This is a genomic window from Roseovarius sp. SK2 (assembly GCF_028807495.1).
Taxonomy (GTDB): domain Bacteria; phylum Pseudomonadota; class Alphaproteobacteria; order Rhodobacterales; family Rhodobacteraceae; genus Roseovarius; species Roseovarius confluentis.
In genome coordinates, this window is record NZ_JARAMK010000012.1 from 1 (window position 1) to 18,895 (window position 18,895).

Annotated in this window: 12 protein-coding genes and 5 pseudogenes; 8 read left to right on the forward strand and 9 right to left on the reverse strand. The window is 58.8% G+C overall.

The features are described from left to right. Positions 1-270, reverse strand: a pseudogene (locus PVV74_RS19075) (hypothetical protein); the annotation flags it as partial. Positions 271-356: 86 nt separating this feature from the next. Between PVV74_RS19075 and PVV74_RS19080 the strand changes: the two are divergent. After that, a pseudogene (locus tag PVV74_RS19080) lies at positions 357-470 on the forward strand (integrase core domain-containing protein); the annotation flags it as partial. Between the two features lie 615 nt (positions 471-1,085). On the opposite strand, the gene PVV74_RS19085 reads toward PVV74_RS19080, so the two are convergent. Next, positions 1,086-2,144: a response regulator gene (locus PVV74_RS19085; protein ID WP_274594332.1), complete on the reverse strand. Its 1,059-nt coding sequence runs from the start codon at positions 2,142-2,144 to the stop codon at positions 1,086-1,088. A 381-nt stretch (positions 2,145-2,525) separates the two neighbouring features. On the opposite strand from PVV74_RS19085, the gene PVV74_RS19090 reads away from it, so the two are divergent. The 3 genes from PVV74_RS19090 to PVV74_RS19100 all read left to right on the forward strand — a co-directional run bounded on the left by PVV74_RS19090 (position 2,526) and on the right by PVV74_RS19100 (position 5,731). Beyond that, the gene (locus PVV74_RS19090) at positions 2,526-3,527 is read left to right on the forward strand and encodes a hypothetical protein (protein ID WP_274594333.1); all 1,002 of its coding nucleotides are present in this window, start codon (positions 2,526-2,528) and stop codon (positions 3,525-3,527) included. Positions 3,528-3,701: 174 nt separating this feature from the next. Next, on the forward strand, positions 3,702-4,259 hold the full coding sequence (locus PVV74_RS19095) for a molybdopterin-dependent oxidoreductase (RefSeq protein ID WP_274594334.1): 558 nt from the start codon (positions 3,702-3,704) through the stop codon (positions 4,257-4,259). Then, positions 4,256-5,731 carry a sensor histidine kinase gene (locus PVV74_RS19100; protein WP_274594335.1) on the forward strand — a complete coding sequence of 492 codons (1,476 nt, stop codon included), beginning with the start codon at positions 4,256-4,258 and terminating at the stop codon, positions 5,729-5,731. The genes PVV74_RS19095 and PVV74_RS19100 overlap by 4 nt, the downstream gene beginning before the upstream one ends. Here the strand turns inward: PVV74_RS19100 and PVV74_RS19105 are convergent. The 5 genes and pseudogenes from PVV74_RS19105 to PVV74_RS19120 all read right to left on the reverse strand — a co-directional run. Further along, the gene (locus PVV74_RS19105; protein ID WP_274594336.1) at positions 5,650-9,375 is read right to left on the reverse strand and encodes an Ig-like domain-containing protein; all 3,726 of its coding nucleotides are present in this window, start codon (positions 9,373-9,375) and stop codon (positions 5,650-5,652) included. The two genes, PVV74_RS19100 and PVV74_RS19105, sit on opposite strands and share 82 nt — an antisense overlap. 19 nt (positions 9,376-9,394) lie before the next feature. Beyond that, complete coding sequence (locus tag PVV74_RS19110) at positions 9,395-9,937, reverse strand: hypothetical protein (protein ID WP_274594337.1); 543 nt, start codon at positions 9,935-9,937, stop codon at positions 9,395-9,397. Between the two features lie 26 nt (positions 9,938-9,963). Further along, positions 9,964-10,725 (reverse strand): hypothetical protein, encoded by a 762-nt coding sequence (locus tag PVV74_RS19115; RefSeq protein ID WP_274594338.1) that lies wholly within the window; start codon positions 10,723-10,725, stop codon positions 9,964-9,966. A gap of 210 nt (positions 10,726-10,935) precedes the next feature. Next, positions 10,936-11,088 (reverse strand): annotated as a pseudogene (locus PVV74_RS22900) (IS6 family transposase); the annotation flags it as partial. Between the two features lie 989 nt (positions 11,089-12,077). Continuing rightward, positions 12,078-12,217 (reverse strand): annotated as a pseudogene (locus tag PVV74_RS19120) (IS6 family transposase); the annotation flags it as partial. 297 nt (positions 12,218-12,514) lie between these two features. On the opposite strand from PVV74_RS19120, the gene PVV74_RS19125 reads away from it, so the two are divergent. Together PVV74_RS19125 and rnk are read left to right on the forward strand one after the other, a co-directional pair. Beyond that, positions 12,515-12,982, forward strand: a complete 468-nt coding sequence (locus tag PVV74_RS19125) for a hypothetical protein (protein ID WP_274594339.1) — start codon at positions 12,515-12,517, stop codon at positions 12,980-12,982. A gap of 86 nt (positions 12,983-13,068) precedes the next feature. Next, entirely contained in the window at positions 13,069-13,509 is a 441-nt protein-coding gene (gene rnk, locus PVV74_RS19130) for a nucleoside diphosphate kinase regulator (RefSeq protein ID WP_274594340.1), read from the forward strand. 461 nt (positions 13,510-13,970) lie between these two features. On the opposite strand, the pseudogene PVV74_RS19135 reads toward rnk, so the two are convergent. Further along, positions 13,971-14,684: pseudogene (locus PVV74_RS19135) on the reverse strand (IS6 family transposase). A 111-nt stretch (positions 14,685-14,795) separates the two neighbouring features. On the opposite strand from PVV74_RS19135, the gene PVV74_RS22905 reads away from it, so the two are divergent. Both PVV74_RS22905 and PVV74_RS19140 read left to right on the forward strand, forming a co-directional pair. Further along, positions 14,796-15,407 (forward strand): MarC family protein, encoded by a 612-nt coding sequence (locus tag PVV74_RS22905; protein ID WP_443217230.1) that lies wholly within the window; start codon positions 14,796-14,798, stop codon positions 15,405-15,407. A 119-nt stretch (positions 15,408-15,526) separates the two neighbouring features. After that, on the forward strand, positions 15,527-16,078 hold the full coding sequence (locus PVV74_RS19140) for a hypothetical protein (RefSeq protein WP_274594341.1): 552 nt from the start codon (positions 15,527-15,529) through the stop codon (positions 16,076-16,078). On the opposite strand, the gene PVV74_RS19145 is transcribed toward PVV74_RS19140, so the two are convergent. Further along, positions 15,994-18,510, reverse strand: a complete 2,517-nt coding sequence (locus tag PVV74_RS19145) for a cation:proton antiporter (RefSeq protein WP_274594342.1) — start codon at positions 18,508-18,510, stop codon at positions 15,994-15,996. The genes PVV74_RS19140 and PVV74_RS19145 overlap by 85 nt on opposite strands. Between the last annotated feature and the right edge of the window lie 385 nt (positions 18,511-18,895).

An 18,895-nucleotide genomic window follows, 5' to 3' on the forward strand; every position in this document is an offset into this window, starting at 1 on the left:
GCGCTTTCGGATTGTCTGTTTCTTGATCTCCTCTCTCATTTTCAGGATCGTCCGACCCCGACCGTGGTAGACGTCAGCCGGCGTCAGGTTATCCAGGCTCTCGGCGATCCCTTCACGACGGCACAGGGCCGCTATGCTTTCTTCGCCCCGCATCCCGGCAAGCACGATGCGGATCTTCTCCTCCGCCGAGTAGTGATTGCGGGTCTTACGCTTGATACCCCTGACAAGCTTGTCAGCAGCATCCTTGGATGTTCCGGATCTCTTGTTCATCTTCGCTCCATTATGGCTTCGATGAACCAGAAATCCTCCGTCCCTCAAACACCTAAATCTGTCCGGTAGGTGATGACGTTAGACAGCGAGATGAACTGCTCAATGGCGAAATCTTCTACAGCCTGCGTGAGGCTCAAATCCTGATCGAGCAATGGAGGAAACACTACAACACCAAGAGGCCACACAGTGCATTGGGCTAACGCCCACCGGCTCATGAAACCATCATCCCAATGGAAACCAGCCCAATCATGCACTAACAATTACCTTGGACCAATCAGACCGGGCTGCTCAGCCGCCGGGCCTTTCCTCACCATTGACCGGTGATCGCGCGGTTGCTCAAACTGTCAGAGAACCTCGAGAGGCGTCTTCCGGGCGCACAGATAGCAGAACCTGCGCCAAAGCAAAAAACAAAATCAGCGGACCGACCAGTTGCGTCTGAAGGTGCCTTGCAGGCAGCTCGACAGGCAATCTCTGAGCTCGGCCCCGATGCGGATCGTCAATCGCTTCTGGCAAGAGCCGATGCAATCTGGAAGTGCAAAAGCTATGTCATGCGGTGATGCGGCTCCCCTGTGAATGTATTGTAATTAAGGGTACAGAAACTGCCGAAAAGGCGTCCAATCCGAAGATTCTGTTTAATTAGGGTACATTGACGCTCGCGTCCCACCATTGATGCCCGACAATGCGGCGTCCTGCCTTCCACGCGATCAAGCGGCACCTACCATCTTGACTGAGAGTTACCATGCGGACGAAATCCACCAATCTGTCCAATAGCGCAGACGTCAGACACGTTTCCAGTCGTCTGTAATTGCGTTCGCCTATGCTGGACTGATGGAAGCCAGTCCGGTCAGAAGAAGCGCGATGAGATCAGCTTGTCGGCGGGTGCCCGTCTTGTCGAAAAGATTGCGTAGGTGAAACGCGACCGTCGTGGGGGCGATGGCGAGTTCGGTTGCGATTTCGTCAGTCCGCATGCCGCGGGCAAGAGCACGGGCGACTTCGGCTTCGGTCGGGGTCAGATCGAACAAGCCGGACAGTATACCAGTCGGAATAGCCGGACGGTGCAGGGGGTCGATAATAAAGGCAACGGTCTGCACTCCTCCCTCTTGTCTATAATGCGAACCCGGCAATGCACAGAGGGTCAGGTGGAAACTCTGTTTGCCCGACTGGCGCGGGATGGACAGGCTACTAAGCTCCTCACGGTTCTCGCACGCCGCTTTACACGCCGACTTCCATCTCGCCCTAATATCGGCCGTGATCCGGGCAGATGCGGCATGGATCGTTGTGTCGATGGAAATGCCATCTTCGGAAGAATGTATATCTTGTGCCATCCGGTTCGCGTGCAGAACCTCGTTTGAAGACAACAGCACGACACCGAAGGAAAGCAGGTCGAGAACATTCACCATCCTGCTGATATCGGCGGGGTTTCCCGATCCAGCGTCTGAAAGGGCGTCGCGTAACTGGTCGAATCTCTTGTCGATACGGACGACTTCGCGCAGACGTGCTTCGACTGTTGCAAGCATGAGGTCATAGTCGATGGGTTTGACCAGATAATCGTCAGCACCCATTCGCTTGCCATCGATGATCGCGTCACGCCCGCCTAGAGCCGTAAGGAAAACGAAAGGAACATTCGCCAAATCCTGGCGTATCTCTCGAAAGTAGCGAAGGACGCCATAGCCGTCGATCCCAGGCATAGAGATGTCGCAGAGAATGAGATCGGGGCGTACCGTTTCCAGTATTGTAAGCGCTTCACGCCCATTGGCGGCACCGATGGCCTTGTACCCTGCCGCCACGAGTTCTTCGACAATATCCTGCCGCAGGTGCCGCTCGTCCTCGACGCACAGAATGGTTCCTTGCGACCCGACACCGGTCTTTGTCATTTGTGATCGCTCCTCTCATTGACCGGCAGACAGGAAGCCCCTCCACGATCATCGATGGGAAGTATACTATCACCGAGCTCGAAGCGCGTCAGCACTCAGGCTGTAGAGCGGGACGGTCTGGGCGTAGGCCGCGCCCGCGCCGTTGTTAAAAGTCGGGGCTGTCACCAAAGACAGCGCATCCGAACCTCACGCAGAAACATCATTGGTGTTCTGACGATGCGAAGCCCCTTTCCACATTGACGTTGATGCCGTTCTGCTGGTGCCCGACAGTGTTCTACAAGAATCCGCGCCAGTTTCCCCCTGTAAACGAACGGGGACACATTCGGAGTAGCCCGATAATATTCTCTGTTGGTGGAAGCTGAAAGCTGGAGCAACTGGAAAATGTGGGACTTTTCGGTGAGACGGGCACTGGGGCTGATGGTGGCAACCTTGCCCTTCATTATGCTGCGGATGGCGATCTATTTCGGTGCCGCTCTAGCCTATGTGCTGATGACCGGCGCCGGTGCCGGGATCGGCTGGGGCATTGGCGGTTTCTGGGATGAAGGGTTCCGGGCCGGTGCGACGTTTTGGGGAGGCGTTCTCGGTTTCAGCCTGATGTCCGCCGTTATGTATCTGGCGCGCGAATACACTCTTTATATTGTGAAGGCTGGTCATATCGCAGTGCTGGTCAAGCTGCTCGACGGCGAGGAAATGCCCGGGGGGCGCTCGCAGATCGCCCATGCCCGTCACGAGGTGGCGCAGCGCTTCGCACAGGCCAGCGTGCTGTTCGGCATTGACCAACTGGTCAAAGGCGTCCTGCGGGCGATCACGGGGCTGGTCCGGGGGATAGTCAGCATTCTGCCTATCCCTGGCGCCCAGCAATTTGTCTCGGTCATTCGGGCATTTCTGAACCTTGCCGTCGGTTTTATCGACGAGGTCGTCCTCGCCTACGCCATCCGAACACAATCCGACAACGCCTGGGCCTCTGCTCAGACGGGGTTGGTTCTTTATGCGCAGAATTACAAACCCATGCTCAAGAATGCCGCATGGCTGGCTTTGATCGTCTATGGGCTGTCCTTCGTGACCTTCCTGCTCATGCTCGCCCCGGCCGCACTGGTCGCCTATCTTATCCCTGGGGCCTGGGCGGCTGCGGGCATCGTCTTTGCCCTTCTCTTCGCCTGGTCGGTCAAGGCTGCTCTGCTAGAGCCTTTCGCGGTAGCCTGCATGATGGAGGTTTATTTCCGCAACCTTGAGGGCCAAGTGCCCGATCCGGCCTGGGAGGCGAAGTTGGAGAACCTGTCCGGAAAGTTCGCCCGGCTCAAGGATAAAGCCCAGAGTTATCAACCACCGCGTGCCGCACTGGACGGGGCACCTGCTGCGCCTGCGGATGGAAAGCTGTGGTGACGTACAAAGAGACCGACGCCTCCGGAGACGCGGAAGGCTTCGGCGAGTGCGTGGACATTACAGGAAACGTCTGATTTTCTTGGCCCTCAACGCAAAGGAGTGGCGGGGATGGAGCCTATAAGGCATACTGAGACTCGAATACTTAGGCAGCACTGCGACAGAAGCACGCCAGGCTTGGAACGATGGCGGTTACAGGAAGCCACCCTAGGTGTTTCCATCGCCCGGATCGTCTCGGCTTTCCTGCTGACGCTGACACTTCTCGCCCATCCTTCTATGGCCCGGCCGGAAGAGCGTGCGCTTCCGGCACCTAGGGGCCCGGTTGTCCTTACCATTACCGGTGCCATATCTCGCACTACTTCCGATGGTGAAGCCCTGTTCGACGAGACAATGCTGGAGGCACTTCCTCCCGCTCGCCTGAACACGGGCACCGTCGTGACCGATGGGGTTAAGCACTTCGAAGGTGTTCTGATGCGCGACCTGTTCAATCATGTCGGCGCCGAGGGAAGAACCGTGACCGCTACTGCCCTCAACGATTACGTCATCGATATTCCAATGACGGATTTTCGTGACTTCGACGTGATCATGGCCACTCATATGGATGGCGAACGCCTGTTGGCCAGCGACAAGGGGCCACTCTGGATCGTCTATCCGCGTGACGACCACAGGGAGCTGCAGGACATCCGATACGATTACCGATGGGTCTGGCAGCTTGTTCGGCTGGACGTCAAGTGACACGTGACAACGCCAAGCTGGCCTATGGCGTGGCGGGTACCGCAATCGTAGCTTTTGCTGTCTTGCTTGTTTTCGCCTTACTCCGCTTGATCGACACTGAAGCGGAGATGCGGAAGAACGAGGGTGACAACATGCTCTGGGCCATTTCGCAGACCCAGTCAGCGGCGCTTTTGCTCGATTCCGATATCGCTCGGAAGGTGGGTGTTCCTGGGGCAACGACTGACCTGGAAAGGCGCTACAATGTGCTTCTAAGCCGCCTGACACTGCTATCCGAAGGACCACAACTGCGTTACATGGGCGAGCTTGGCCTCAATGATGCACTCAGCTCCGTCGGAGAGGAAATACGCGCACTCGAGGCCGCGATTCTCGTCCTTGAGTTTGGAGACACCGGGACTGCGGAAGCAGTACACGCTATCCTCAACCCGCTGATCCGCTCCCTCGGGCTGGCCGGAAACCGATCCATGGTCCGCCAGTGGGAGGCGACGGGAACGCGGCTTGACAGGCAGCATAATGCGATCATGCAGGTTATCATTTCCATCATCGCGCTCATCGCGCTTGGCCTTTTCCTATCCGTTACCATGCTGCGAGCCATGGCCGGGCAGGAGCGGTTCATGCGTTCTTTCGAGCGTGAACAACAAGTCGCAGACGCTTACCGCAGTTTCGTCGCACTCGTGTCACACCAGTTTCGCACACCACTTTCGGTGATTGACTCATCAATGCAACGACTTCTGCGTAGCGGTGAGGCCATGTCCAGAGCGGAAGTTGTTCGACGCGCGGCGCAGACCCGCGCCGAGGTAAAAACTCTCAACGATCTGATCGGGGCGACGCTCGACGTAATCCGGTTGGAAGCAGGACAGATAACACCCAATCCCGCACCGTGCGAGGTTTCAGCATTGGTCGAACAGGTACGAACCCGGGAACTTGCGACATCCCCAAAGCGTGTCATCGAGATCAGTATTGGCGATGAAGTCCCGCCCTCGATACACACCGACCCGCTGCTGGCCGATCAGATCCTGACCAACCTTCTTTCAAATGCGATCAAGTATTCGCCGGACACAGAACCAGTCACAATCCGAATTTCAGCAGCTAACAGGCAGATTCTCTTTGCAATCGAAGATCTCGGTGTCGGTATTCCTGAGGATGAGCAGGAAAGGCTGTTCGAGCGTTTCTTCCGAGCCAGCACGGCGCAGGGAATGCCTGGCACCGGCGTGGGGCTGTCGATTGCCTTTCAATTGGCGGTGTTGCTGGGCGGAGAACTGAAGGGGGACAGCCGTGCCGGGTACGGATCGGTCTTCACCCTCGCATTACCGGATGAATGGCCGGGATGCGGGAAAGGCCTTTCGAGGGAAGCAAGCGCTCCTTCGACGGCGGCAGCACGGCCTGTCCCGCGCTACTCCGCGGGACAGGTTCCGATCAACTCGAACGCGATCGCATCCGACCCTGTACCGATAGAGCCACGCACCGAAAGCTGACCGTCCTCCACGTTCAGGCGCCAATTGCCGGTGCCGTCATCCCGGCTTTTGAATGTCACGCCATTGCTCAGTGTTGCTTCGGTCGCCAGCGTCGATCCATCCGGCCTGTACATCGCAAGATCGACGCGGTCGCCCGGCATCGTTTCGAAAGCGAGGTCGAGGCTGGAAAGTTGCCCGACCTCATCGACTTCGCAATGCAGGATGCGCGCTACGCGCGTAATGAGTTCACCCATTTCAAGCGTGATTTCGCCGTCTCCGACGATCAAGGGGTCCTGCACCGCATCTGCGCTAGCGCTGTCACCATGATCTTCCGCCAGGATGGCCAATCGTGCCGCATCCCAGGTGGCAGATTCGACCACCGTGGCCAGCGGTTCCATCCTGAACTCTACCCGGATCGCCTTGTCCAACGACCTGCCATCTTCTGCGCGCAGCGCGGTCCCGATATGGGCGGTATAGATAACACCCGACTCCGGCGTTTCCGGGGCAATCGACAGAGCCATGCCGGAGGGAGCGAGCGTCACCCTGGCGGTGACAGGTACCCCGTCTGCCTCGATGGTCACCGCATCCAGGCTGGACGCGTCTATCCGGGTATTGAAGGCGATTTCCACGGCCTCTCCCTCGGTCAAAACCGTATCGCCCAGGGGCCGCATCGCTAGTGGCTCAAGCGGTACTTCGACCTGAACAGGCAAGTGCGTTCTGCGCTCCCTTACCCCGTCATAGGCGATAATCTCGAAGGCGGCTTGCCGCCCAGGCCGCAGCGTTGTCGCATCGGGAGTGAACCGGGTCTCGCCCAGCAGTACCGCAATGGTCTCCCAATTCTGACCGTCGTCAGTGAAGCGAACTGTGTAGGTCAGGCCATCCGACGGTTCGCCGTCCCATTCCAGCGTGTCGCCCGCGCGATAGACGGCTCCGGGAGCATGGGAGCGGACTTCGGGTGCTTTCAGCGATGGATGCGCGCGGTTTTGGCCCAGAACCTCCCCGTCGCGCGACAGAACGATCCGCGCAGGTTCGCCCTGAACCGAAACCGATACCGAGAACGACCAACCCCCGTCGTCTGCCTGCCCCGGCCCGACAGGTGCGCGCGCCAGTACCCGGCCGGACGCATCCTCGACATGAACCTCATAGGGGCCGTCACCCGCGAGGGCCGCACGGGGGCCGGGAACCCGGATAGCAGGCAAAAGCACCGCGCCCTGCTCATCCAACACGCCCGAGATCATGAGCCATTGCTCTTCATCCTCCTCCTGAAAGGCCGCCCGCCAAAGCAGCCCTTCGAGTGGCGCTGCCCTTTGCGCGTGACGTGTGGAGGAACGCGTGGCAAGCGCGGCCCGCTCACGGCGCAGGGTGTTTAGAATTCGAGGCAGATTCTCGACCAGCCAGTCGTATTGTGCGGGATCGATCCAGTATTCCTCGCGCGGATCGAGGGCGCAGGGAAACATCAGGTTGCGCATATCGGCAGAGGCCTCGGCATTGCCGTATTCACTCGATTTCTGCCAACCGGTTTCGCCGCTCAATGCGATGCGCATCCCGTCGATCCCGATCGCTCCCACGTTCTGGTAGGTGTGGCATATCTCGGCCCTATGTGCGTGGTCATCGGCGTAGGGCGAATGAGGCAGGGCAAAGACGTGGCCCACTTCATGCGCAATGAGCGGCACAGACACGACCGCAGGTAATCGCTTCCCGGATAGAGCGCTGGTGGCCATGACGATCATGTTCCTGTTTCCCCGGTCGGACCTGCGCAAGGACTCTACTTCGGGATGCACCTCGCCGGGTCGATGCGGTTCCCCGGGGCGATAGATAAGCGTTTCCGGCTGTTCATAGAGGGCAAATGCCTTGCCGGTGCCATCAAGGCTGGGCGGGTGATAGGAGACAAGAATATCGGCCGTGGAGTGTGCCGATATATGTTCGTCGAACAGCTGAAACAGCATCCCGAGGTTCTGCTTGTTCTGCGGACAATACTTGTCCGAGAGCTTGGGAAGGCCGCAGATCCATGTCTCGATATTATAGCTGCCCTGGAAATGCGCGGCCACGCGGGCGACAGGAAATATCTGATTGATGAAGGCTCGCTCGCGCCGTACCGCTTCGTGAATGTGACCAGTCATTTCCTGTCCGGCGCCGTTGGATCCCCATTCGGCATGTTCGGCGATGTAGTACGCGATGGTCATCCGGTCGGTGTGACGTGCGGCGTAGTTCACCCATGTCTCGACAACCTTCGGGTGAATATCCACGTCTTCAGGGTAGTGATCGGCGGGCAGGACCTCGGCTCTGAAGTCCCGAGGGTCGCGCGCGCGTGTCGGGGTCCAGCCGAAAAGATCCAGCATATGCTCTCCCAGCCTCCGGTCCTCATCGGTATACTGATCCGGCCGTTCGACTCTTTGCTGTATCTCGGGGAAGATGGTAGTCTCCCGCGTATCAAGTATCTCGGCGAGCACGGGGTAGCTGAGGACCTGCCACTCGGGGTGAATATCCTCAAGCTCCTCCCAATCGAGGTGAATGCGGGCAGATGCCGGCTTGCCGTAGACGAGCGGCGCGTTGCGGGAAACCTGGTAGATTCCGAGGCTCATCTCTTCCGGATCGACCATCGTCGAGACGAAGAACGAATAGTCCTCTTCCAGGAATTGCCGATCACGTCCCCGCACGCCGGTATCAGACCCGGCAATCGCGATCTCGTAGATTGTGCCTGACCGCAAGGGCTCGCGCGGTGCGATGCGGAGGCTTCTATCGTCCTCAGCGCCGGTCTCGTTTTCGAGCCCGAGCTCCAGATCGACGAAGACGAACCCATTGTTCTGGTCCCGCGTCGTCATGGTAACAGTGCTCGGATCGATACTGCCCTTGGCCAGCTCCTCGCTGAATGTGACGAAGAAATCCGCCCCTTCCAGGATCACGTTCTCGCGCCCGTTCGTGGGGATCGTCTCGACCACCTCGAAGACATCCGGCTCGTCGCACATCATCCAGTCGAACGCCGCCTGAGTTTCGGGGCTGTGTTCAAGCGTGAATTCCACGTCCAGATGAATGCGATCGAGATAGCCTTCGCTTTGGCGTTCATAGTCGAAAGTGTGATTCTTGACCGGAAGAACCGCCGAGATGAACTGGCCGTGGAGGCTCAGGGTGAAACTGTCGTCAGTCCAGCGGGTTATGACTGTCGCCGGTTTGGCTAACTCAGCCCCATACCCCCCCCCCGCGCCGACTACGAAATCGTCGTTGCCCGTATCGGCCAAACGATTGGCGAAAGTGACCGTAGCATATGGTCCCGTTGTGGCGTTCTGCAATTCAACTGGGTCGACAGCGCGAATGGCCCCTCCGTCCGGGCCACAGGGAACGCTGCCGATCACAATCTCGGAGTATGCCTGCCCCTCGCGATGGCGATGGTCGTGAAGAACAATGCCGAAGTCGTCGCGGCCGTCGTATCCGCGCTCCACGAACACCGCCTGGCCTTCCATCTGGCCGCCCGCCTGCGAGATCGAGCTACCGCTGATCGTTCCCTTCCAGGTGCCGACCAGCCTGCCGCGGGTCTGGACGTCGTAGGCATCCGCATATGGCGCATTCGGATCGACCGTCTGCGCATGGGTTTGCGGGGAAAGGGTGAAGAACGGGAGGGCCAGCACGAAAGTCCACGGGGTCGACGTCCACGCCCAGAACTCAGGCAACGGCTTCCTTGTCATCGGCTCAATCGGCCTTGTGCAAAGCCGTATTGAAGCGGCCGTCCACAGTCAGGCAATCGCCGGTATCGGTCTCGTCATAGATGCCATCCTTGCGACACAGGCGTGCTGAAAAGTCGCCTGAAACCGTGGAGGTGCCCTCTTCGAGAGAGAGGGTATCAATGGCAATGCTCACCTCCGTTCCACTGCCCTCGTTGAAGTAGTGTGGCGCGCCCATGCCCTCTGGCCACCACGACACCGAGGCCTCCATGATCGATGCCGCCGCGTTCTCGCCCATGAGTGTGATTTCGACGTTCAGTACATTCTGCATGCGGCTCGCGGCCTTCGGATCATGTGCCTGAATGCTCAGGGACGTCACCGGTCCAAAGGTTCGCCATTCCGCCGTGGATGTGCCCTCCGAGGGAACATCGAGTGTTTCACCTTCGTAGGCGGTATCACCGATGGTCGCGGTGACCGTCCCGACGACGACCGTTTCGATCCGGGCCATGGCAGCTTGTGTCAGCCCAATGAGGCAGACGACCGAACTCGCCAACGTTAGCTTGGTGCTCATGCTTTAAATTCCTTATTTTCATCAAATTATGGGAAGGACCAGCCGTCATGCTCAATGCGGAAGATCCGCAGCGGCGCGCCGGGCTGACCGGGATCGGCCCGCAGTCGGAAGACGGCAGTATGCACCCGTCCGAAATTCGTGATCTCGACATTGATGGTAATCATGCCGCGATACATCGGCTGCTCGGGATCGGGCCTGGGGACGCTCACGCTGCCCTGAAAATCCTGTGCGCCATAGATCGGGTCCGCCTGTAGCGTGCTGGCCAGCATGGAGGTCACGAACTCTGTGGAGAAAAAATTGCCGGCATTGGCCGGATCGAGTGGCTCCGGGCCGCCCATCCTGGCCAGTCGTGCGCTCTCATAGAGAGCCCGGACCAGCTCTTGGGCCTGGGAGATCATCGCATCGCCAGGCATTGCATCCGGACCGGGGTGGGGTGCATCCACCGGTTCGTACCCCTCAGCGATCAGATACCGTTGCGCAACCCACCCCGCCTTGCTCATATCCGCTGATCGCATCAGGCACCAGCGTGGCGGCAGGGCGTCGATCTCAGCTGGGGTCATGGTCGAAAAATGTGCCATGGTGAAGAATGGTACGCAGGTGATCTCCTCCAGCCCACGCGCATCAGGTGCGAAGGTCTCGATCACCGGATAGCCGGTGCCGGGTCCCATCCGGGCGTTGAGGACATCGTGGGCGGCGACACCGGTCACCCGCCATGCATCTGGGCCATGCCCGTCGATCTCCGCCTGAGCGATGAACGGAACAAGGCCGAAGATCAGGGTTGCCGGCAAGTTTCTGCATCTCTTGAGGCACTTTGAAACCATGTCCACTCCACTGAAACACTTAGTTGATTCAGCGTATAAACGGTTGATACTAGTGCCGCCCCCTTTATCCAGATAGGTGAAGCAAGAAATTTTCTCATGCCGAGATTTTACATTTGGACATACCCCGGAAGCGTGCTGGTAAGCCCCAACCTGATTGGTTCGGTCTGAGTGTTGGTGCATACCCCCGTGTGAGCGATGACCCTGCATCGCGCGCTCTTGCTTTCGAAATGGCAAATGGCTGTTCTCGGCGCGATTGTTGAGTACTTTGTGAAACTAGGGATTCAATCCCGGCACGAGCTCGCGCTTATCTGTACCATATGTGCGGAGCTTACCCACTTTGCGAAGTAGTCTCTTGCTTCTTCACTGAGCCCGTTCGCTGCGTAGGCCGCGAGGATCCGTTCTGCTTCTTCCTGTCCTTCTTTGATCATCTGTAACTCTCCTGTGTAGCGAGTGTCGCATCGAAAGGTTAATAAACCGTCATCCCTGCGCACGTGTATCCTGATCCAGTTGGCAATTGCTTGTGGAGAGGTGGAGAATAGTGCGTGAGTTTGATCGAGAAGCGGACGGGTTCTGACCAGCAATTCTGCCACCGCTCGTGTTTCACAGATTCTCGGCACGGAGCGACGTCACAAAGCCTAGGTCGTGCATTCCACGCCCCTAAGGTGCTGGCTAGGGGTAACGTTCGAGACTCGCGCCTAGATAGTGGCGTGTTCCTGGACTGCTTCAAGGACGTAGCAGAGCGGAACCAAGCGGAGTTTGCACAGCAACATCCCGACAGATTGGCCAGTCCCGTTAACAAGCCGTCGAAGTCTAGGGACGTACAACGGCGGCTTCAACCGTAGCCAATCTTGGTGTTCGGCAATGGCTACGGGAGTGTTAGTGTCGGCGTTGGGAAGCCTGCTAAAGCTACAGGCCGACTGAACAGGGTATAGTCAAAAGCCCACTACGTTCAAAACGTCTGAGGTATCTGGAGTACGAAACGTACCGTCAGGATTGGGCGAGACGGGGGTTCCGTTACCCAGAACATATCGAGACACACTCCCGTTTGACTGTTTGATGACGGTAAGAAACGATCCTTCTCCTGTTTCACACTCCAAAACTTGAAGGTTGGTCCATTCGGTCGACATGATGCACTCCTAACATGATGAGTTCCTACTGCTTTCGCGACCTCGCATGGTCAGAGCATTCATGATTCTCTATTTTACCGCAAGGATCGGCTCCCGCAGCAGTTGTATGCAGCTGACGTTTGCTTACCTTGATCGCCGACCCGGTATTGCCAAGTTGTTGGCGTAATCTTGTGAGGCAATGGCAAAGGCAGGTCACGCCACGATTTCGGCGGTGTAGTCGTCCCAGATTTTGAACGCATCAGAGCGAGCCTGCGGTATGAAGTTGCAGTGAGTTTGTATCGGCGGAGACGGAAGATCATGTTGATCTGGTCATGCGCGTGGCAGATATTCTGGATGAAGCCTGCGAACGGATTGCCCGCCTCCGCTACCCGTGAGCGCGCAACGCCTTAAACACGTGTTGGCGTCTGTCCTCGGCAAGGTTCAGTCAGGCCAGAAAATAGACGTTGACTGTTAACCGGGGAAGTCTAACCATGAGCCTCATGGTCACGAACATGAATCATATCCGGTTTCCTGTTCTGAACCGCCGGGCTCCCCGGGCGGTCGGCGCTTAGCGTTCAACCAGACCTCCCGGGGCACTTCAATTCCTTGAACAGTGTTGGCAAGCAATTGCCGCTCCCGGGAGCAAAACCATGTCCACGAACACTCCCTATTCACTACACGACTCTAGTGCGCCCTGGCCGCACCGGAAAAGCCTCGTCAGTCGACGCACGTTCTCGCTGACCCGCAGCGACCGGACCTCTCTTGAACGGTTGCTGCACGACAGGGTGATGTCCGAAACGCCCTACCCCGTCATCCTGACCGGCTTTTTGCGTTACAAACTTCGCACTGCGATCCCGGTGCGCGAACCGGCCCCCGTCGATCTGGTCACCGGCGGGTGCCATGTGTACTACATGATCAGCGGCGGCGGTCTCCAAAGCGGCCTTCTGACATTCAACGCGATGCACCAAGTCGGTGCCATTCCGATCGCCTCGATGCTCGGCGCGACCATGATCGGAATGCGTCGACGCCAGCAGGCGCCGATACTGCGCGAAGACGGTACCGTCGACACGCTCGTCATCCTGGACACCTCACCACTACCGGAACTCGCAGCGGCCTGAGCCGTGCAATTCGCCTTCGGCTCGGGCGTTCAAGTCCTGATTTCCGCAAATGCGCTTCAGCGCACTGCATGCAAAGGAGCAACCCCATGCAAAAATCCATAATCCCGTCGAACCTGCTGCGGCGTCGCCCCCGGCTCGCTTTGTGCCAAGAGGATTTCAACATTCTGGAGTCACTGGCCGAAGGCGGGTTTCGGCGCAATCCTGACCTTGCAAACCGCTTGTTCGACGAACTCGGGCGCGCACGCATCGTGCCCGCGAACAAGCTGCCAGCGCATGCTGTCTCACTCGGTCGCACTGTGACCTATCGGGACGAGACAACCGGCAAGCAAAGCACCGTCCGATTGGTCCTGCCCGAAGACGCCGACATCTCCCAGAAACGCGTTTCCGTCATGACCCCTATCGGCGTCGCGCTCATCGGGTTGTCCGAGGGTGCCGTCTTCCACTGGCAGACCGTAGAAGGCGAGGCTCGGGCTCTTACCGTGGTCAGCGTCACTTCAGTGAATCCCGACGACAAAACGTCAGCTTAGCGGATTCCCCCAAGCCGTGGCCGTAACCTCGGCTGGGCACAACTGACCGGTTCGGGCTGCGTCCATCCTTGTCCGACCGCGTAACTCGGAGTTTAAGAAGTTTATCCATGAATCAGCAATCTCGCATTCCTTGTCCGTCCTGCGGTGAAACCCTGCCGCTCGCGGCCGCGCGACGCTGCCCCCCATTGCCATCACCGCATTCACCCCCGCAAGCGCCCGATCAATGCAACCTGCCGCCGCTTTGGCAGTGACATACCCACCGGGGATATCTCCCCGATCTGCAGAACCTGCCGCATGATGCGTCCGCAAAAGCGCAAATTTCCTGAACTAGCCTAGTGGCCGGCCCATCCCGCCTCAGACCACGAAGAACACGGCGGTCATCTCCACGCCAATCGCCACGATAACGGAGGGCATCGTCAAGTTATTGGCGTTTCTGGCAGCGTAAGTCGGGGCGCTAAACCTCAAGCAGCCTGCAAGCCATGCGTGATGTCGTCCCAGATCCAGTGGGCATCGGCTCTGGTTTGGCGATAGGCAGCAGCTGAAAGTGTATGGCGGCGGGGACGGAAGATAGTTTGGACCTGATCATGAACGGAGAGAAATTGCTGAGCTTGTTTTGGCGATTTGAACCTTCCCATGATCTTTTCTCGCCTTCGGGTCGGCCTGTGTGATCATTCGGATCGATTGTTGATGCCCTTGTGGCTGCGGTGTTCTATTCCCGAAGCGAGGCTTTTCAGGGCGGCCCCGTAGCTTCGGAGTTTGTCCGTGACAACAACTCGTGGTTGGCCAAACGCCTTGAACAGTTTGCGAAAGAACCGATTTGCGGCATGTTTATTGCGCCGAGACTGAACGAGGATGTCCAGCACGTCGCCATTGCTATCAACAGCGCGCCATAGCCAATACTTCTGCCCGTTCATTGGAAGGACAACTTCGTCCAGGTGCCATTTGTTCGCCACTTTAGGGCGGTCGCGGCGGATCGCCCTGGCATATTTTGATCCAAATTTGGCAACCCAAGCGCGGATGGTCTCGTAGCTGACCACAATACCGCGTGTGGCAAGCAAGTCCTCAACATCACGCAAACTCATGGGGAACCGGTGATAGGCCCAGACGGCATATGCGATGATCTCAGCAGGAAAGCGATGGCCTGAAAAGGCCCCAGATTGCTTGGGTTTGGTCATGTCCCCGCGTACCGGCTATTGATATGCCCCGCAACTTGACGATGCCGAAGCAACATGTTTCGGTATAGAAACCCTCTCTACGTTCATTTGCATCGGCCGATCTGAAGAATCATGACCGGACCTTGGGAATCTGCACTGGTGGATTGGAGCGCAATAGTCCGAAGCTTTATAGTCCTGGTATGTATCTTCAATCCAATTTCCTTGATTGCGATATCGTGCAAGGGCGCTCCGGTGCAGCATCATGCGAAGCGATCCACAATTATTTCGTCAGCGTTATGCGTGGCTCTGTTGCTTGTCTCGATACTCTATTTGCTTTCTGTGGCATTCTCGTGGCTTTCGCTCGCAGAAGCGTCCCTCACGCTTACTGGCGGTGCGATCCTGCTTGCAAGTGCGGTGCATGACTTTCAAGGGCGGTCATCGATTTATCCTTCCAAGGAGAGGGGAATGTCAGAGTGTCCATTCAGAGTTTGTTTGAATAATGTGACCACAATCCCGAGCATCGCTGCTGTCTTTTTCCTGATTTCCGATACGAGCGGCTCGCCAGATAAATTACCCTACGTGGTGTTGGCCGCTGTGTCTGCGGGATACTTTATGTTTCTTGGCAGAATCTACCGCAAGGGCGGGAGCGCTGTAAGGCCTGAGATTATCGCATTTCGCAGAGTGCCAAGCGGTATAGTCTTGATAGTAGCCATCGACATGATCTTGCTTTCGATCTGGCCGTAGGGTTGAAGGGCTGAGCAAAATCCCATTTCAGTGAACAAGTATCTGGGCTGCAGCGCGGCGACAGGCGGACAGGTGCCGATCAACTTGAGTGTCTCATTGAGCTCGATAGGTTTGCAGTCATGATCGTCATCAGATGCACGAACCGCTCTCGCTGCTCCGCAGATACTGTACGGTCCTTTACCAACCTGCGCGCCGCCATCCCACCCCTGCCCATCATGGGCACGCTTGTTGCGGCTTGGCTCGTTCTGTCCGCCTCGGCAGTCGTCTACGCCGTCGAGCATATACAGCGCCGGATTCCCGATGGGCTTGCGATCCCGGGCGATGCGGAGGTCGTCACGGATCGCGCAATCGGCTCAACCGTGCGGATGTTCTCCATCGCAACGGGCACCGATGTCGATGCAATCGATGCGGATTGGCAACAATGCCTGTGCGTCAACGGATACGCCGTGACGCAAGGCACTGGAGATCTTCTGGACCTGTCGATTGAGTTTTTTGGGCCAGGAATTGGCAACACGAAGATCATTGTCGCGCCAAGCACCGAGACCGGGCGCAGCATCATTGAATTCGACGCGACGCTGGATTTAGGTCAGGCGGGCGCGCGGTTCGTGGCCGCTAACAGTCGTTCAGGGTCGACCCCGCGCTTCTCGGCGCTCGCGCGAACGGCGACCTGAAGAGCTTCGCTACGCTCCAGCAGCCTACGGAACCGCGCCTCGTCGAGCACCAGGAGCATCGACGGGGTGATGGCGCGAACCTCGGTGCGGCGGGCCTTCTGCATCAGGATCGCCATTTGCCCGAACATTTCTCCCCGCCCGAGACGCCAAGTCTGCCCGGCAGTCTCCAGTTCCACCGCCCCAGAGGCTATGAAGAACACGCGTCTGGCGGCGCTGTCCCTATGGATGATGACCTCTCCGGCATTGAAGTGACGTGTCCCGAGTGCACGACCGAGGCGTTTCAGAACGGCTCGATCGAGTTCGGCGAAGAGTGGGAATTGCCGGACCAACTCGGCCCGTTGCAGCGCGATGTCCAGATGCGGTCGTTCCTCGGCGGTGAGGCGGCGTGCATTGAGATCCTGCATCAAGGCGGTGTAGATTTCGGAGCCGATCAGCCCGTCCTCGCGCATCGCAGTGTATTCCCGCTCCTCCAGGCGGAGAGCAGTGCGACGGATGAACCTGCGCTCCAGTTCCTCCGCATAGCCCGGGTATTGCAGGCGCAACCCCTCCAGCGCAGTCTCCACTGTCTCGATCCGCCGGGCGAGCAACTCGTGCAGCAGCTCCGCCACCCGCCGCCCGTGGATTCGCCGGATGCGCCCGTCGATGAAGGTGTTCAGGTCACGCAGGATCAGCCGCTGTGACAGCAGTAGTTCGAACCGGTCGGCGGTCATGCGCGCCAGCGGACCGGACAGGCGCAGACGACTGTTCAGAAGCACGGCGATGCGAAACCCGCGACCGTAGGCGACGCTGCGCCGGGCTGCGTGGTTGTAGCCGCTACGCCCCTGGCTACGGGCGCCTTCGATCAGACGTTCCGCATCTGATAGGACCTGCTCCGCCATCCGCGCAGAGATCGTCCTCTCCCGAACGCGGACGATGATCGTGTCTCGCTCGTGGCCTGCGAGCGCGATCAGGCCAAGCGTGACCCGGTCGCGGTCGAGGATGTCGGCGCTGTCCTCGGCCGATTTCACCGTCATCTCCAGTCGTTCTCCGAACCGCTTGGCCTCCGAACGCACGATGTCGCGGCTCAACTCGTAGTTCTCGGTGGTGCGCGCCACATCCTCGCGCACTGTCTGCAGCGCCACGGCGACCACTTGCCGCGACAGCGCCTCGTCGATGGGCGACAGCCGGTCGAGGCCGAGCCGGCCGATGACCCACCTGAGCGTCGTCCCTTGCACGATCAGCGTGAAGAGAGTGAAGCCCGTGGCAAGGATGCCCACTACGCGCTGAATGTCGTCCGGCACGCGGAAGCTTTCCGTCACTGCAAGCGCCAGCGCCAGCGTCACCGCACCGCGCAGGCCGCCCCAGAGGATCGCCACACGGTAGGGTCTTTCCACTGCGGGTGAGAGCTTGAGCATCGTCAGTAGCGGCAGCAGCCCGAACAGGATCACCGCCCGCGCGGCCATGGCGGCGAGGATTACCACGCCGACGAGAACGAAATCCTCGATGCGCACTTCTTCCAACAGTCGCGGAATCAGGAGGGCGGCGAGGATGAAAATCAATGCCCCGGCCCAGTGCGCCAGCACGTTCCAGAGTTCGCGCAGGTTGATCCATGCCTGCGGTGGCAGGCGGCCGGGACCGGTCAGGTTCAGCGTCAGCCCGGCGGCAACTACCGCGATGACCCCCGAGGCGCCAATGCTTTGCTCGGCCCCGATAAAGGCAAGGTATGGCAACGCGACCGAGATCGAAATCTGTGCCAACTCATGACGGCCGAAGAGCGCCATGACCCAGACTGCCATCCGTGCGGACAGCCAGCCCGCAAACGCGCCGCCGAAGATCAGAACTGGAAAGCGCGCCAGCGCCTCACCCAGGTCGGGATCGGGCATTCCCAGCATGACGAAGCCCATGAATAGGCCGAAGAGCGCGATAGCGGCGGCGTCGTTCAGAAGGCTCTCGCCCTCGATGATCCGAGCAAGCCGGCGCGGCGCCGAGATCGACCGAAAGATGGTGACCACAGCGGACGGGTCGGTCGTGGAAACGATCGCGCCGATGAGCAGGCAGGCCGCCAGCGGCAGCGCACTCACCCATGAGAGGGCGTAGCCAACACTGAACGTTGCCATGACCACCGCCACCACGGCGAGCACCAGGATCGGCACCCAGTCGTCGATCATCCGGCGCAGGTTCATCCCCAGCGTCGCTTGGAACAGCAGCGTCGGCAGGAAGACATAGATGAAGACGTTGGATCGGATCGGAAGCTGCAGGATTGCTTCGGCCATCGGGTTCAGCGCATCGGTCAGTTCCGTGCGCAGAAAGAAGATTGCTCCTGCGCCGATCATCATGCCCAGCACGGCGAGGATCACGGTGTAGGGCAGACGCAAGCGCGCGGCGAGCGGCTCTGCCGCACCAATCACAAGAAACAAAGATGCGATCACAGTGGTGACAAGAACTATATCCATGAATCTAAGATAGCCGGAATTGCATGCGTGGGGAATCGTCAGACTGGGAAGGTCACCGGAAAATGGTGTGTTTTCTTCATACTGTCGTCCCGGATGGCTCTCCCTATCGAGACCTGCGCCGAAGCGAGACTTGCCTGTGGCGACCGACGCTGCCGCAGTTCGGCCGTCATTTCGTGATGGAGCCGCTTCGGCATTAACCGCCCGAACATGTTCAAGGCGCCGGTGGGCCGACGTTAGTATTGAACTCGGCAAAACGGCCGCTTGCCGCCCCGCTTTCGCAGTATTCCTCGCTGGCGGGTCTGCGTTGGATGGACGACTTCCCGAGATTGAGCGAAGGTGCACGCCGATCTCATTGCCTCGGTGACGATATGGAAGTGCTACCTTT